At 38.6% G+C, this 15,549-nt stretch carries 15 protein-coding genes; 9 read left to right on the forward strand and 6 right to left on the reverse strand.

The features are described 5' to 3' along the window. The first annotated feature begins 129 nt into the window (after positions 1-129). The 3 genes from IEV27_RS09090 to IEV27_RS09100 all read left to right on the forward strand — a co-directional run bounded on the left by IEV27_RS09090 (position 130) and on the right by IEV27_RS09100 (position 3,474). The gene (locus IEV27_RS09090) at positions 130-1,317 is read left to right on the forward strand and encodes a class I SAM-dependent rRNA methyltransferase (protein ID WP_188377147.1); all 1,188 of its coding nucleotides are present in this window, start codon (positions 130-132) and stop codon (positions 1,315-1,317) included. A 375-nt stretch (positions 1,318-1,692) separates the two neighbouring features. Then, positions 1,693-2,874 (forward strand): ParM/StbA family protein, encoded by a 1,182-nt coding sequence (locus tag IEV27_RS09095; protein WP_188377148.1) that lies wholly within the window; start codon positions 1,693-1,695, stop codon positions 2,872-2,874. 9 nt (positions 2,875-2,883) lie between these two features. After that, a complete protein-coding gene (locus IEV27_RS09100; RefSeq protein WP_188377149.1) occupies positions 2,884-3,474 on the forward strand; it encodes a hypothetical protein in 591 nt (196 codons plus the stop codon). A gap of 850 nt (positions 3,475-4,324) precedes the next feature. Here IEV27_RS09100 and IEV27_RS09105 read toward each other — a convergent pair. Beyond that, entirely contained in the window at positions 4,325-4,642 is a 318-nt protein-coding gene (locus tag IEV27_RS09105) for a winged helix-turn-helix transcriptional regulator (protein WP_188377150.1), read from the reverse strand. A gap of 193 nt (positions 4,643-4,835) precedes the next feature. Here IEV27_RS09105 and IEV27_RS09110 point away from each other — a divergent pair, with 193 nt between their 5' ends. From IEV27_RS09110 to IEV27_RS09130, 5 genes are all read left to right on the forward strand, one after another. Continuing rightward, complete coding sequence (locus IEV27_RS09110) at positions 4,836-5,489, forward strand: response regulator (RefSeq protein ID WP_188377151.1); 654 nt, start codon at positions 4,836-4,838, stop codon at positions 5,487-5,489. A 24-nt stretch (positions 5,490-5,513) separates the two neighbouring features. Further along, positions 5,514-6,845, forward strand: coding sequence for a PAS domain-containing sensor histidine kinase (locus tag IEV27_RS09115; RefSeq protein ID WP_229735034.1), 1,332 nt, complete (start codon positions 5,514-5,516; stop codon positions 6,843-6,845). A gap of 135 nt (positions 6,846-6,980) precedes the next feature. Beyond that, positions 6,981-7,100 carry a cytochrome C oxidase subunit II gene (locus tag IEV27_RS09120; RefSeq protein WP_229735036.1) on the forward strand — a complete coding sequence of 40 codons (120 nt, stop codon included), beginning with the start codon at positions 6,981-6,983 and terminating at the stop codon, positions 7,098-7,100. A gap of 13 nt (positions 7,101-7,113) precedes the next feature. Then, the gene (locus tag IEV27_RS09125; RefSeq protein ID WP_188377152.1) at positions 7,114-7,584 is read left to right on the forward strand and encodes a cytochrome c oxidase subunit II; all 471 of its coding nucleotides are present in this window, start codon (positions 7,114-7,116) and stop codon (positions 7,582-7,584) included. Further along, positions 7,584-9,242, forward strand: coding sequence for a b(o/a)3-type cytochrome-c oxidase subunit 1 (locus tag IEV27_RS09130; RefSeq protein WP_188377153.1), 1,659 nt, complete (start codon positions 7,584-7,586; stop codon positions 9,240-9,242). Before IEV27_RS09125 ends, IEV27_RS09130 begins: the two co-directional genes overlap by 1 nt. 640 nt (positions 9,243-9,882) lie before the next feature. Here the strand turns inward: IEV27_RS09130 and IEV27_RS09135 are convergent. The 3 genes from IEV27_RS09135 to IEV27_RS09145 form a co-directional block, all read right to left on the reverse strand. Then, positions 9,883-11,007, reverse strand: a complete 1,125-nt coding sequence (locus tag IEV27_RS09135; RefSeq protein ID WP_229735038.1) for a CapA family protein — start codon at positions 11,005-11,007, stop codon at positions 9,883-9,885. Between the two features lie 115 nt (positions 11,008-11,122). After that, on the reverse strand, positions 11,123-11,692 hold the full coding sequence (locus IEV27_RS09140; protein WP_188377154.1) for a biotin transporter BioY: 570 nt from the start codon (positions 11,690-11,692) through the stop codon (positions 11,123-11,125). A 95-nt stretch (positions 11,693-11,787) separates the two neighbouring features. Beyond that, the gene (locus tag IEV27_RS09145) at positions 11,788-12,246 is read right to left on the reverse strand and encodes a DinB family protein (protein WP_188377155.1); all 459 of its coding nucleotides are present in this window, start codon (positions 12,244-12,246) and stop codon (positions 11,788-11,790) included. A 270-nt stretch (positions 12,247-12,516) separates the two neighbouring features. Between IEV27_RS09145 and IEV27_RS09150 the strand changes: the two genes are divergently transcribed. Beyond that, the gene (locus tag IEV27_RS09150) at positions 12,517-14,421 is read left to right on the forward strand and encodes an LTA synthase family protein (RefSeq protein ID WP_188377156.1); all 1,905 of its coding nucleotides are present in this window, start codon (positions 12,517-12,519) and stop codon (positions 14,419-14,421) included. A gap of 49 nt (positions 14,422-14,470) precedes the next feature. On the opposite strand, the gene IEV27_RS09155 is transcribed toward IEV27_RS09150, so the two are convergent. After that, on the reverse strand, positions 14,471-15,247 hold the full coding sequence (locus tag IEV27_RS09155) for a sulfite exporter TauE/SafE family protein (protein WP_188377157.1): 777 nt from the start codon (positions 15,245-15,247) through the stop codon (positions 14,471-14,473). A gap of 52 nt (positions 15,248-15,299) precedes the next feature. Beyond that, positions 15,300-15,527, reverse strand: coding sequence for a sulfurtransferase TusA family protein (locus tag IEV27_RS09160; RefSeq protein ID WP_188377158.1), 228 nt, complete (start codon positions 15,525-15,527; stop codon positions 15,300-15,302). Between the last annotated feature and the right edge of the window lie 22 nt (positions 15,528-15,549).

A 15,549-nucleotide genomic window follows, 5' to 3' on the forward strand; every position in this document is an offset into this window, starting at 1 on the left:
AATTTATCGTATCAATTATATTTCGGGACTCAAAAGAATTTGCTTATAAAACGATCTTTACTTCAACTTGCAACAGAGAATGATTAACTTTAACATAGTACTACAATTACTTTAGAGCAGGAGAGCGTCATGAAAACAATTAAAATTAAAAATAAAAAGGTAAAGAAATTTAGAAAAGGATACCCGCTACTTAACAAGTCTTCCCTGGTTGAGGCAAATAAGAGTCTTAAAGAGGGAGAAATTATTGAAATAACCGACGAGAAAGGCAGTTTTATTGGTAAAGGTTATTACGGAATTCAGAATAAGGGAGTAGGGTGGATTCTAACGAATGACCAGTCTGTTCAGATTGACAAAACCTTCATCTGTCGGTTAATAAAGAAAGCGATAGGATACCGAAAGGTTTTATATAATGACCCAGATACAAGTGCATTTCGTATTTTTAATGGAGAAGGAGATGGCTTTGGAGGTCTGACCATAGACTTCTTTGATGAATACTACTTAATCAATTGGTATAGTGAAGGGGCCTACCATTTTAAAGAATACGTACTTGAAGCGTTAAAGAATCTTGTGCAATATAAAGCCATTTATGAGAAGAAGCGGTTTGGCAAGCAGGGTCAGTACATTGAAGAGGATGAGTTTGTAGCAGGGGAGAGGGGATCGTTTCCTATTATTGTAAAAGAAAACGGAGTTCATTTTGCTATTTATTTAAATGAAGGAGCAATGGTTGGCGTTTTCTTAGATCAAAGGGAAGTGAGAAAGACCATACGTGATCAATATTCTGAGGGGAAGAGAGTATTGAATACGTTCTCTTATACAGGCGCTTTCTCCCTCTTTTCTGCTTTAGGCGGCGCTGCACATACAACGAGTGTGGATTTAGCAAACCGAAGCTACGCGAAAACCATTGAAAACTATAGCCTTAACGGGATAGATTACGAAGCTCATGATATTATTGTAGAAGATGTATTTAATTACTTTAAGTATGCCAATCGGAAAGGGTTATTGTTTGATTTAGTGGTATTAGATCCTCCAAGCTTTGCCCGCTCTAAGAAAAGAACGTTTAGAGCAGAGAAAGATTATACATCTCTTTTAATGGATACTATATCTATTACTGAAAATAATGGAACAATTGTGGCTTCCACGAACTGCGCGAAGTTTAACATGCGTAAATTTAAGTCATTCGTCGATCAAGCTTGTAAAGATTCTCGTCGTTCATATAAAATTATAGAGGAATTTTCCTTACCTAAAGATTTTAAAACCACTTCCTCGTTCAAAGAAGGCAATTATTTAAAGGTTTTATTCATTAAACTGGAACATTAAAAAGGCTGTTTTTTAAAACAGCCTTTTTTTTATTAGCTATTTTTACATATTTTATCAGATTTTTCGATGGATATTATTAACAACTAATAACCCGCCCTCTATGTGTGCAATTATGAATACATGTATACATTTACGATTACAAGTAAACAATTTGTAACTAATTCGTGTACATTTACGTAAACATGTACACGAAAATGAACGCAAGTTTGTATATGGGTATGTGTACATAAATGTAAACAAGTGTGCGGAAATGTAGTTATTGTACACGAATGCGAACACGAAAATAGTCACATTGACTATTCTAATACAATCTAATATGTTTAATAGTAAGCTAGTAATCTAGCAAAATTCTTTTATTAAAAGGAGAGCTATTAAATGACAAAATCAAGAATTGCTGCTGTTGATGTTGGGAACGATGCAGTGAAAGCAAATTTCGGGAAATTAGAATCTGAATTATATATACCTAATGTTGTAGCGCGTGATTTAGAAGACCGTCCTGTTATAGGAATTGAAGAACTTGATGACAAAGAACCTCTAGATAACATACATATTCGCGTGCATTCTCCTGCACTTCAGGAAAATAATGCGATTTATCGTGTGGGTAATCTAGCAGCTAAAAGTGATAATTCAACTGAACTTGATCCTGGAAGCAGTAAATCAGAAGAAGATCAAACGTTAGTCATGTTATTTACTTCTCTGGCGTTAGATGCTGTAGCGGGTAAAGATGCTCAGTCTTCAAAAAACAGCGTTGTAGAAGCGAATTACACGCTGGGTACTGGCTTACCTTTACGTGAAGTGAAAGAAGGGAAAGACGTAGGCTACCGTTCACAACTTCTAGGATCAGTGCACCAAGTAGAATTTCTAGTTACACCTAAATATCAAGGTATGAAAGTAAATATTAAGTTTGATGAAGTTAAAGTGTACCCGGAAGGTTTCGCGGCTTACGTGAATCTGGTTATGGATAATGATTTAAATATCATTAACAAGGACCTGATTGATAAACAGATCCTTATTCAGGACATTGGCGGGCTTTCTACGGATATTGCTGTCATTCGCAACCGCAATGTAGATGATGATAAAGCGCAGGGCTTTAATCTAGGGGTAGCAGAGTCACTAGAACAAATTAGAGATGAAATCTTAACAAAGCATGGAGTAGAGTTAGACAGCCGTCGGGATGTAGTAGATATTATTACGAGGAAAAACGATCGTCATCATATTATGGTGAGAGGCAGCCGGACTAGCGTACATGACATCACAGATCGTATTTTACTGGAGTTGGCTAAAAAGCAATATCGATTCTTAAGAAATGTATGGCAAAAGAATTCACAGTCAGAGATCTGCTACTTTGTTGGTGGAGGTTCAGCCGTGCTGAAGGAATATATTAAAACCCTCAACAATAAGCTGGATGGCTTTAATATTGATTTCTTTGAAGATGAAAACGAGAGCATTTGGATGATGGCTAATGCTTACTACAAATTAATTTCAGACTATATTCGCAAAACAGAACCTGTACAAAATAAAAAAGAAGATAAAAAAGAAAAAGCACCATCAAAGTAAGGTGATTGAATGAGTAGTTCCAAGAAAGGCGTAGAAAGGGGGCAATCCATTACATTTCGTGTCCCCTCGGATACACCTGATCATTTGTTAAAACAATTAACTGCATTAAAAGAACGTGAGAGACGGAATTTCTCAAGTAAAATCGCACAGTTTGTAATGGATGGAGTTAGCCAGTCTTTGTCAAAAGAAAAAGAAACAGTCACTATACCTTTACCTCGACAACTGACGAAAGAACAGCGAAACTGGTTAAAACATGAGCATTCTGAAGCCTTAATGGGCAGCATAATCCATCAGTTGCTAAGTGATCCTACTAGAGCGATGACGTTGCTTGCGTCTCTTAATAGTAATGCTGTAAATATTGATGAAGCTCTTTATTTACAGGAAGAAACAGCCGCTTCTGTTGAAGAATCATCCCCAGCACCTGTGGCTGAAAGAAAAGAAGAAAACGAAGAAACCATGGAAACAAGCAGTGATTTTGACCTGGATGATCTAAGTTTAGATAGTTTGCAAGATGATATTCACTCTTCGCAAGAATCTCAAAAGGAAGATCCAGAGGAGGAAGATCCTTTAGGGGATTTCTTGTCCAGTATGAATAAGTAAAAGTCCCCCAGTCACTTGACTGGGGTTTCTTAATGGAGAACAATAAAAACAAAAAGACGGACTGAGTTTGTCCAAATCGACGGACTAAGCCATCGGGTTGTTTTCAGCGTAACTTAAGAATGCACGCTCATCTTCAATGGAACCACATGCTCCGCACTGAACTTTGTATTCAGGACCTCTATAGTCAACATGATAGACGGCAAGCTGATCAGGGTTACACTCAGAAATTACTTCTCCAGAACGAGGATCAAGTTTAATAGATGTTGCAACCTGCTTAATTCTATTGAATCTTGATCGATTAGTTTTACAATTTGGACATAAATAAGGTTTCACTTTTTTCGCTTCCTTTGTAAAAGATTATGTGTATCTAATATTATGGATAATTTCCCACAATTTTATAATTATTTCTTAAAAAAAATGAATATGTTAGTATTTCCCGGGAAATGCAAAAAAAAGACCTTCATTTTTGTCTGGAGAAAAAGAAAAAGGAAAAACTGCCGCTTTTCGCAGGGCCTCTCCTGTTTGCTAGTGCTGAAGGAGTTGTCACTTTTTCCGTTCCTTTAACCAAAATAGGTTTTCGTGAACTAATGTAGAACGGATGCCCTGATATAAACTCTCTTTCTATGCACTGCTTTAGTAAGTGTTTTTTCTAGTGTTCAATATCGTTAAAGGGTTTTAGGAAACGGCGAAACTTCTTTGGGAAATACGAATAAGGTGTGACCCCGCAAGGCATAAGCCTGAGGAGACACACCATTCGCCCATGAAAAGGGAGTCGTTTCCTAAAACCCTTTATTCTATCTGATGAAAGAAATTTTCACATGAAAAAAACTTTTATTGTAAGGACTTTACTTTAATTATTTTCAATAGAAACCCAATCATGCGACCAGTTTTGAATACTCTCAATAACTGGTTTTAAAGACTTTCCTTTTTCAGTTAAGGAGTACTCAATTCGTACAGGGGTTTCAGGAAACACTTCACGAATGACCAGCCCTTCTTTTTCTAAATCTTTAAGGCGATCCGAAAGTACTTTACCACTAATCCCGATAGATGATTCTATATTTTTGAAACGCTGTTTACCTTCCAATAATTGATATATAATTAAACCTGTCCACCGTTGACTTAATATAGTAATAGCTTTCTCAAATCGAGGGCATACGGAATTATTCATAGCAATCACTCCTATGGTTAATATAGCATGAATATGGAAGTTATTAAATGAAAAACACATATTAACTTACAATTAGTAACCATGATTTTTTATGTGGATTCCTTTTCCAAAGATAAGGGAATCCCCTAATTCTATTATTTATGATAATTATGTAAAGTATAATCAACACCGTGGAGGTAGAGGAGGAAAAACTATGATATCAATTGTTATAGTAGACGACCATTCAGTTGTTCGTTCGGGGCTCAGTATGTTGTTAAGTGCGTATGACGATTTTGAAGTTGTAGGAGAAGCGGCTGAGGGAAATGAGGCCTACCGAGTAGTGGAGAAAACCAATCCTACATTAGTGCTAATGGATTTATCAATGCCTCCCGGTAAAGATGGACTTTCTGCTACATCAGAAATTAAAAAAAGTTTCCCTTCTACCCAAGTGCTCATTCTAACGATGCATGATGACGAGGAATATCTATTTAGAGCTATTCAATTAGGTGCCTCTGGCTGCATACTTAAAAACGCACCTCATCAAGAATTAGTTCAAGCTATTCGTCAGGTGGCCAAAGGGGACGCTTATTTATATCCTTCGGCAACAAAACGTTTAATAGAGGAGTATATGGAAAAAGTTAAAGGAGAAGGCGCAGATTCTTACTCGCTGCTATCAGATCGTGAAAGAGAAGTGCTTTCACTTATTGCCAAAGGCTATGGAAATAAGGATATCGCTGAAAAACTTGTAATTAGTGTGAAGACTGTAGAAGCTCATAAGGCGAATGTAATGGAAAAATTGCACTTGAAAACAAGACCCGAGCTTGTTGAGTATGCATGGAAAAAAGGATTAATAGGTTATTCTAATTAAGGATAGAAGAAGGAGGTCCTCCTCATGCGGAATTCTGTTAGAAAGGATCCATATCCCGCACGATTTCAAACAAACGAACTTATATTGCTCGTAAACAAAGAGGGAATCATTGAAAAGGCAAGCGGTTCTTTAAAAGGTGAAATCGCATCTGCGGAGAAACTAGAGTCTACCCAACTGACGTCTCTGTTACCGGATCTACAACCGTCGGTCCTTGCTTACATAAATAGTGGAGAAACCATTGAACAATGGATGACGCCTTCTTCTGATTCGTCAAAAGCCACATGGGTGACGATACATAATTGGAATGAAGGCTATCTTATCATGTTAAAAGATCAAGATAGTAAAGATGAAATTCAACATAACTTAAATTTGAAAGAGATTATTGACATTAAATACGCCTTAGACGAATCTTCTATTGTGGCGGTGACTGATAAAAGAGGAACCATTCGTTATGTGAACAAAAAGTTCTGTGAGATATCAAAGTACACGGAAGATGAGCTCGTAGGGGCCGACCATAGAATCTTAAATTCAGGTTATCATTCAAAAGAATTTTTTAAGGAACTATGGAGGACTATCGGAACGGGGAAAGTGTGGAAAGGAGAAATTAAAAACCGTACAAAAGATGGAAAGTATTATTGGGTAGATACAACGATTGTTCCTTTTCTAAATGAAAAAGGGAAACCCTATCAATATTTAGCCATCCGTAATGAGATCACAGAAAGAAAAAGGATAGAAAATGAACTTCAAAAGATGATGACGAAACTTATGAATATTCAAGAAGAGGAACGGAGAAGGCTTTCTAGGGAGTTACATGACGGCGTAGGCCAAGAATTGTACAGTTTGTTCATAAGCTTACAGCGATTGCAGCAGGAAAGCGAAAATCCTCTTACGGATCAAATGATTGATGATATGAGCCACCTTATTCAAAGTGTCAGGGATATATCTTGGGAGTTAAGACCTTCAGCTTTAGATGAATTAGGGCTTATCCCAGCTATTCGATCTTTTATCCATCGTTTAGAAAAATCATGCGGTCTTAAAGTGAGTCTCTCTACCTCAATCAAACAACGGCTTTCAGATGAGATAGAGACTTCTATCTATCGAATTGTACAAGAGGCCCTTACAAACATTCGCAAGTATGCTGAGGTTAATGAAGCTGTTATTAGGATGAATCAAGAAAAAGGGCACATTCACCTTCATATTATGGATGAGGGTATAGGGTTTTCTGAAAAAGCCAGAAGCAACGGAGTGGGGTTATTTAGTATTGAGGAACGCATACGAGCTGTCGGAGGAGAGCTTGAAATAGATTCCTCTCCAGGTAAAGGAACGAATATTATAGCTGTAATACCAACAAGCTGAAGTCTGCGTATCTGCGCAGGCTTTTTTTATTTTAAGAAGTTAGGGATAAAAAACGATCAAGATGGGGGGATTCCCTAATAATCATTTGTGCCCTTCGCATATAAAATAAAAATAAAGAAAAAAAGAGGGGAGATCATGATGAAAAAAGATAACGAACCAAATTTAAAGGGGACTTTTCTAAGTGTCATGCTTATCGGAGGAGTCATTATCGTCATGTGGGTCAGTATTTTTGTCCTGTATATGACAAGAGTCTAAGGGGGAGAGGTTCATGCATTTACATAAATTCGAGAAAATATGGCTTGCATTTGGAGTATTTGCTCTTATTATCTTTTTATCAGTGGTGGGTGTGAGTGCATTTCAGCAAGGACACACTCCGGCTGGAGGCCAGCATACAGTGGATCCAGATAAATTAAATGAAACCGCTCCATTTGATGATCCAGGGGTACATCAGCGGGAGGATGGTTCATATGAAGTGGTGATGATAGGGCGAGCTTTTGGCTATAACCCAGGAGAAATTAAGATACCTGCTAATGAAGAGGTGACATTTACTGTTACAAGTGAAGATGTAGTTCACAGCTTCACGATTGTCGATACGAATGTGAACATGATGGTAGTACCAGGACAAGTGAACCACAAAACCTACACGTTTGATCAACCCGGCACATACCTGGTTATCTGTAACGAGTATTGTGGAAATGGGCACCATTTTATGAGTACAGAAATAGAGGTGGTTGAATAATGGAACAGTTCAGGATTCCTAAACCAGACCGGAAAGTGACTCAATACAATTTAGGGTTTGCCTATATTGCATTTATTATTGGAACACTTTGTGGTCTTTTACAAGTATTTATAAGAAACGATGCGTTACAGCTGCCTTCGTGGCTTGATTACTACCAAGTGTTAACAGCGCACGGAGTTTTATTAGCTTTAGTGTTTACCACGTTTTTCATCTTCGCCTTTTTTCAAGCAGGTATGAGTCGGACTCTAGGAAGTTTCGGATCCAAAGTAGTACTTTGGAGCTGGATCGGATTTTGGGTTACGACTTTAGGCACCTTTTTAGCTGTAATCATGATTGTAAGTGGGAAAGCTTCTGTATTATACACATTTTATGCGCCTCTGCAGGCCCATCCGATCTTTTATATTGGCTTAGCGTTGTTTGTAGTTGGGACGTGGATTCAAAGCTTTGCGTTAATCGGGCATTACCGGGTTTGGAGAAAAGCAAATAAAGGAGAGTTAAGCCCGCTTTTTGCCTTTATGACAATTGCGACATTAATCTTATGGATTATTGCTTGTTTGGGTGTAGTGGCTACGGTTTTATTTCAATTTATCCCATGGTCTTTAGGATGGGTAGACGGGATTAACGTGGAACTTAGCCGATCCTTGTTTTGGTATTTTGGACACCCGCTCGTCTACTTTTGGCTGCTTCCGGCGTATATCGCTTGGTATGTGATCGTGCCAAAGATTATTGGAGGAAAAGTATTCAGTGACTCTTTAGCTCGTATGTCGTTTGTCTTATTTATCTTATTCTCCATTCCTGTAGGGTTCCACCATCAATTGACAGAACCGGGCATCGCTAGTTTTTGGAAATTCTTGCAAACTGTACTTACTTTTATGGTAATTATTCCTTCTTTGATGACGGCTTTCTCAATATTTGCCACCTTTGAACTAAGAGGGAGAGAGCTCGGTGGAAAAGGATTATTTGGTTGGGTGACCAAACTTCCTTGGAAAGATGTACGCTTTACTTCTATATTTGTTGCGATGTTTTTCTTTATTCCTGGAGGAGCTGGCGGCATTATTAATGCTAGCTTTCAACTCAATGAGGTCATCCACAATACATTGTGGGTGGTAGGTCACTTCCATATAACAGTGGGGACCCCAGTGGCGATGACGTTCTTTGGCCTAACTTTCTGGCTTATTCCTTATTTATCCGGTAGAAAGTTTACAAAATCTCTTCAAAAGCTAGCGTTTCTTCAAGTCGGAACATGGGCTGTAGGTATGTTGTTAATGAGTACAGCTCAGCACTTATTAGGTTTGCTAGGTGCTCCACGAAGAACGGCTTACACAGGTTACAATCACGAACAAGCGCAAGGCTGGTTCGAAGGTTTAGTAAGCAACCACGTTACGATGGCTATCGGCGGTTCAATTTTATTCTTGTCAGCTTCCCTTCTCGTTTTTATCGTCATTCAGCTTTGGTGGTTTGCTCCATATGCTGATGAAAATTCTAAAGTCGAATTCCCTATAGCCATTAGTGATAAAGAACGAACACCTAAAATTTTAGAGAATTGGAAAGTTTGGATAGGCATAGCCATTGTATTGATAGCCGTTGCTTATACCGTACCATTAGCCGAAATGATTCAACATGCTCCAAATGGCTCCACTGGGTTTAAAACATGGTAGGAAGGAGGAGATCATAATGTCTTTCATTTTTGCGGCTACGGTATCTTGTGCAATCGTAATAACAATTGTTAGTAGTATAATCGTTGACCTCCAAACGGACGAATAAAAAGAGCGCCACTAAATGCGCTCTCAGGCTGTCGATAAAGTTTGGATGATCACGGTATATCATGGTTCCTCCATTAGAGACTTCTGAAAAGGAATAGGAAAATGCACCGCTTTCCGCGGGGCAGGACGGAAAGTCTCCTCGATCTGTGATCTCCGGGGCCTCTCCTGTCTGCTCATCCCGCAGGAGTCGTCGCTTTTTCCGTTCCTTTTATTATAATGTGTGTTTCGGCACCAACGTATAATGAAAGCCCTTATGATAGCTATGTTTCCATAATAGCGAGGCTTGCCCCTCATCTGGCAAGAGTGAGACGGGTGGAGAAGGGTCTTTTTCTGTCTTAAGGAACCTCCAAGGAGCAAGGGCCCTTCCACTCCTGCGGAAGAACGAGTGAGCCGAGATCCCCGAGCGTGGGTTTTGCGAGGAAGCTCGGGCGCTCGTCCGCGGGAAGGGAAGGGTCCGTAGCTCCTGGAGGCAAGAAAAAAACTTGTAGAAAAGAGGTTTCTCTACAAGCTGGGAGCGCCTCTAAAGGCGTTCTTTCTATTTCACAAATTCAAGCTCTGGCATCCATTGCGTAAGGTGGTCTTTCTTTTCTTCCATTACATTTTTATAATCAGGCAGCAGATCATTATTTAACTCGTGCATAGGGAGGACCTCGTAAGCGTGAGATCCTTCAGAAGTTACATAAGTTAATAGAAATCGAGGGTTCTCTACAGAAATCTTTTCTTCTTTTCGAATAAAGTCAAACTTCACAACTCCCCCAATTCGTTTCTCTAAAGCATTTTGCCCTGAGAAGAAATTTCCCAGGGAATAGACTGCTAACATTTTGTGATCATCTTTACCTTCTACCCATTCAATAGGCTGCAGCACATGGGGGTGATGGCCAATTACAACGTCTACTCCAAGGTCAGCAGCAAATTGTGCTAAGTCTTTTTGTTCTTTATTAGGAAGCGGCTCATATTCATCTCCAAAATGGAGGTTGAGAATAATAGCATCACTTTCACGATTTGCCTGTTCCACTTCATTTTTTATTTGTTTTTTATTAATCAGGTTTACGAGGTGAGATTTGCCTTTAGGCACTGGTATCCCATTTGTGCCATATGTATAACTTAAAAAAGAGACGTCAATACCCTCCTCTGTTTCGTAAACCCTTGTTTTCTTTTGATCCTCTTTATTTTTAAAAGCACCAGTATACATCATATCGAGTGAGTCCCAGTGTTCAATAGCGCTCAGCACTGCTTTTTCTCCTCTGTCTAACGTGTGGTTATTAGCAAGGGTGACAACATCAACACCAAGCTGTTTTAAAGCATCACCAAATTCTTGAGGTGTATTAAAAGAAGGATAGCTAGATAATCCTATGCTTTCTCCGCCTATCATTGTTTCTTGGTTAGCCATTGTAATCGTTGTATCTTCTAAGTATGGTTTTACTTTTTCTAGCATAGGCATAAAGTTAAAGCCATCTGAAGATTTAGCGTCATTGTAAACGCGGTCATGAATCAACATATCACCTACTGCGGAAACACTAATTTTCTCATGAAAACGGAGGGGATCTTTTTTTTGTAAAGAAATTTCTTTGTTCGGATGAGTAATTGATTGGTTGGGAACAGGGGCTTCGCTGCATGCTGTCATAAATAGACACAATGTGAGAGCGAGTAATGCCTTCACGTAAATCAAACTCCTTTAATAGAGAAAATTATACCGGACCTTTTTCCCTATTATAACAAAAGAAAGGACGGAGTATTCTATTGAAATTAGAAAAACCACCCCAAGAAGGATGGTTTTAGGCGGCTTCTTTATTTCGTTCAGGTAACAATCGAGCCTGAATGAGTCTGCGTCTAACTACAATTCCAATCCAACTGGCTAAGAAAGCTTTTATAACACCTACCACTAAAAATGGATAAACGCCACCAGCCAGGGCTTGAGTCCAGGTCAGATCCATGACAAATTTAAGCTGAAGCATACCGAACAATAAAGTAATCACCATTCCGATTGTGTTAGCAACCATTGCCCAACTAACAGTAAATCTCGTTTTCTCCAGTACAAGTCCTGTTACATATGCCGCAGCTATAAAACCAAAGATATAGCCTCCTGTAGGTCCGACTAACACTTGTGCACCGCCGCTGAAGCCTGCAAACACAGGAAGACCTGCAGCTCCTAATGCCGCATAGCAGACCATGGCAATCGCTCCCTGGCGGCTTCCTAAAATAGTAGCTGTAAGACCGACTGCTAATGTCTGGCCGCTAATAGGGACTAATGGGAGGGGGATCTCCACTTGAGCTAGAATGGCTGTTATGGCTGCAAATATAGCGCCATTTATAATTATTCGTAGTCTTTTACTTTGAGGGGGCATTTCTTCACACTCCTAATATGTAAACTATATAAAAATAAAGTTAACATATTAGAGAGAATATTTATAGTTTTATTTTATAAAAGGATGACAGACAATTAATTCATTTTCACATACAAAGGAAGGTCTGTGTGTCCCATTTCTCGTACATAGACAAAAAGGTTTCCTTTATGATGAATTTCGTGATCAATGGCTACGTTGAGCAGTTCAGCAACAGTAAGCTCTTGGCCAAATATTCTAGTGACATCAATTTGCTTTTCAAAATCTTCTTCAGACAAAGAGCTTATTAATTGTAAAGTTTTTTCAGTGTATAAATCGGCTTGCTTTTCCAGGCTTACATTTTCATCACCTTGTATGAGTTGGTCGGGTTCCTGCTGATGAGCTAATCGAGCAAACATATAAGTTGTTTGCAATATGTGCTGAACCAATTTTTCGGTTTCCATTGAAGATGGGGTTGGTTTAAAAGTGTATTGGTTTTCTTCAATTTTAGCTACCAAATCTTTGGTCACTTCTCTATGCGATAAAAAATAGTCGATAAAACGGGCACTTTTACTCATTTTTGTCCTCCTTTTGAAATTAAACGTCTCAATACAAAGGTATTATTCTATATGAAACAGGTCAACGATAAAGTCTTGCTTGTAATATCTTGTAATCATAATAGATAGGTAAAACAGCCTGTCACGAGGATAAAGGACTATTTTTGTGTGTCAAAAAAACGAACACTTCGTTACAAATATTTCAATTTGTTAAAATGAGACGGTTTTAAGTTCAAAAATTGGGGGATATAAGGTAAAATAAGTGAGTGCGAAATTAACGGAGGTTTTACGATGTTTACAAATAATAAATATTTCACCAAAGAAAAACTGAATAAATGGGCCGTATACGCTATCGTTATCGCTATTTTTTGGATGAAAATGTACTTTATTCAGGGGAGTATATTTACCCTTGGTGTTGAGAATGCAAACGAAGCTGCTATCCTGGCTTTTAACCCTCTAAGCAGTATTTTCTTATTGTTTGGACTGGGGATCCTATTAGCCGGACGCAAAGGTTTGTTAGTAACCTATATAATTGGTTCAATTCTTTTGTATGTAAATGTACTTTTCTATCGAGAGTACAACGACTTTATAACAGTACCAATGCTTGGTCAAGTAGCTAACCTGGCTGGATTAGGCGGAAGTATCACAAATATTCTATCTGTGGCGGATATCCTATTATTTGTTGATGTTTTTGCTGCGATTTTTCTATTATTCTATTTGAAATCTAGTCGTTTCCCTAGGTTTATGCCTAAGCGTAGAGAAGGTGCGATTATGGCAGTTATCGCTATTCCGCTTTTCTTGGTCAACCTTGCATGGGCGGAAACAGAGCGTACCGATCTTCTTGAGAGAGCCTTTGACCGTAATATGTTAGTGAAATACATTGGGGTAATTAACTATCACGTGTATGATGTTGTGCTTCAAGGTCAAACAGAAATGAAAAAGACTTTTGCTGATAGTAACGAACTTGTACCTGCTTTAAACTATTTGAATGAAAAGAAAACGGAACCCAATAGTGAAATGACCGGTGTGGCTGAAGGGAAAAACGTCATTCTACTTTCACTTGAAAGTACCCAGACATTTGTTGTAGACAATGAAGTAAATGGAGAAGAGTTGACGCCATATTTTAATGACTTGAAAGAAGAAGGAGCTTACTTCAGTAACTTCTATCATCAAGTTAAGCAAGGTCGTACGTCAGACTCTGAATTTATCCTTGATAATTCGATGTATGGTCTTAACCGTGGAGCAGCATTCTTTACCCATTCAAGTAATGAATACGAAGCCACTCCTGAAATACTAGGGGAGAATGGTTATACAACTTCCAATATGCATGCCAATGACAAGACGTTCTGGAATCGTAATGTTATGTACGATTCATTAGGTTATGATGAGTTTTACGGAAAGCAAGATTATGATGTCACGGAGGAAAAGTCGTACGGATGGGGCTATCTAGACGAATACTTCTTTGAAGAATCCCTAGATAAGATGGAAGAAATGGAGCAGCCTTTCTATAACAAGATGATTACGCTGACGAACCACCACCCATTCACACTACCGGAAGATAAAAAGTATATCGATGAAGGCGATACTTCTAGTGGAACATTAAATCGATTCTTCCAAACCATTCGTTATCAAGACGAGGCATTAAAGCAATTTGTAGAAGAGTTTAAGCAATCTGATTTATATGATGATACTGTACTTGTCATTTATGGTGACCACTTCGGTATCTCTGAAAACCACCAGGAAGCCATGGGTGAGTATTTGGATAAAGATATTAACGATTATGAACAGTTCCAGCTGCAACGTGTACCATTATTAATGATTGGTGAAGGAATTGAACCTCAGGAAAGTGACACAGTTGGAGGGCAAATTGATTTACGACCGACATTAATGAATATGCTTGGAGTCGAAGATGACAATCCGATTCAGTTTGGACATGACTTATTTAGTGAAGACCGTCGGGAAATGATGATTACTCGTGATGGAGACTTTGCTAATGAAGATTATGTAGGCGTGAAAGATGCTTGTTATGATCGTGAAACGGGAGAAGAAGTAGATAGTGAAGCGTGTGAGCCATTATTTGCGGAAGCTGAAGAAGAGTTGCAAATGTCAGATTCTATCGTCTATGGTGATTTGTTACGCTATCTGGATGAGACTGAATTGATTGAGGAAGAAGAGTCTGATCAAGACGAAGAATAAATGATAAAAGCCTTCACCTTAACGGGTGAAGGCTTTTATTATTTATAAATTAAATAATATCTAACCATATTTTTATAGTTGTAGCTACAATTAGAACAGCTAATATCGTTTGTAACACTTTAGTGTTCATTGTTTTGCCTGCTCTAGCTCCTAGAGGCGCAGCGATTAAACTAGCTACAATCATTATGCCTGCAGCGATATAATCGACTTGTCCTGTAGAGACCTTGCCTACCGTAGCGCCGATGGATGATATTAATGTAATGGCTAGAGAAGAAGCAATCGTCATTCTCGTAGGTATTTTTAGTACAACTAGCATAATCGGTACTAATAAGAAGGCACCAGCTGCTCCAACAATACCAGCACCAATTCCCACGATGAGGGCCAGTATAGCGGCTAACCATTTATTAAAGCTCACTTGGTCAAATGGAATGTCATCAATGCCTTTCTTTGGGACAAACATCATAATTGCAGCCGTTAAGGCTAAAATCCCATAGACTACATTTATGCCATCCTCTGGCATGAATCGTGATCCATAACCACCAATAAAGCTTCCGATTAGTATACTTACACCCATGTAAAGGATTAGCGTTTTATTTAAATACCCGCCTTTGCGATAGGCCCATACACCACCAATGGTTGCAAAGAATACTTGCACGGCACTGATTCCGGAAACTTCATGAGCTGTAAAAGCAGTAAAACCTACAAGAGAAGGAATATAAAGAAGCATTGGGTATTTTATAATAGATCCTCCAATGCCGAGCATCCCTGAGATATAGGATCCAACAAAACCAATTAAGAATACGGTAACAATAAGGCCAAACTCCATAACCAAAACACTCCTTAAAAAAGGGAACCATTTGAGGTTCCCTTTTTCTTTTTTATCCTTTTTGAATCCAGAATTTTAGGACTTCATTTTCTTCGTCGCTCTTTAGTAATTCGTGTCCGCCAGATTTTGCCCAGGCAGTTAAGTCTCCTTTAGCCCCTTGATCTGTCGCGTGAATTTCAAGCACATCTCCTGTTTCAAGTTCTTTCATTGCCTTTTTTGTTTTTACAATCGGCATTGGGCAAGCGAGTCCTTTTGCGTCTAATATTTTAGTAGAATTCATAATTTAAAACCTCCAACTTTTA

This window comes from Halobacillus andaensis (assembly GCF_014636475.1).
GTDB lineage: Bacteria > Bacillota > Bacilli > Bacillales > Halobacillaceae > Halobacillus_A > Halobacillus_A andaensis.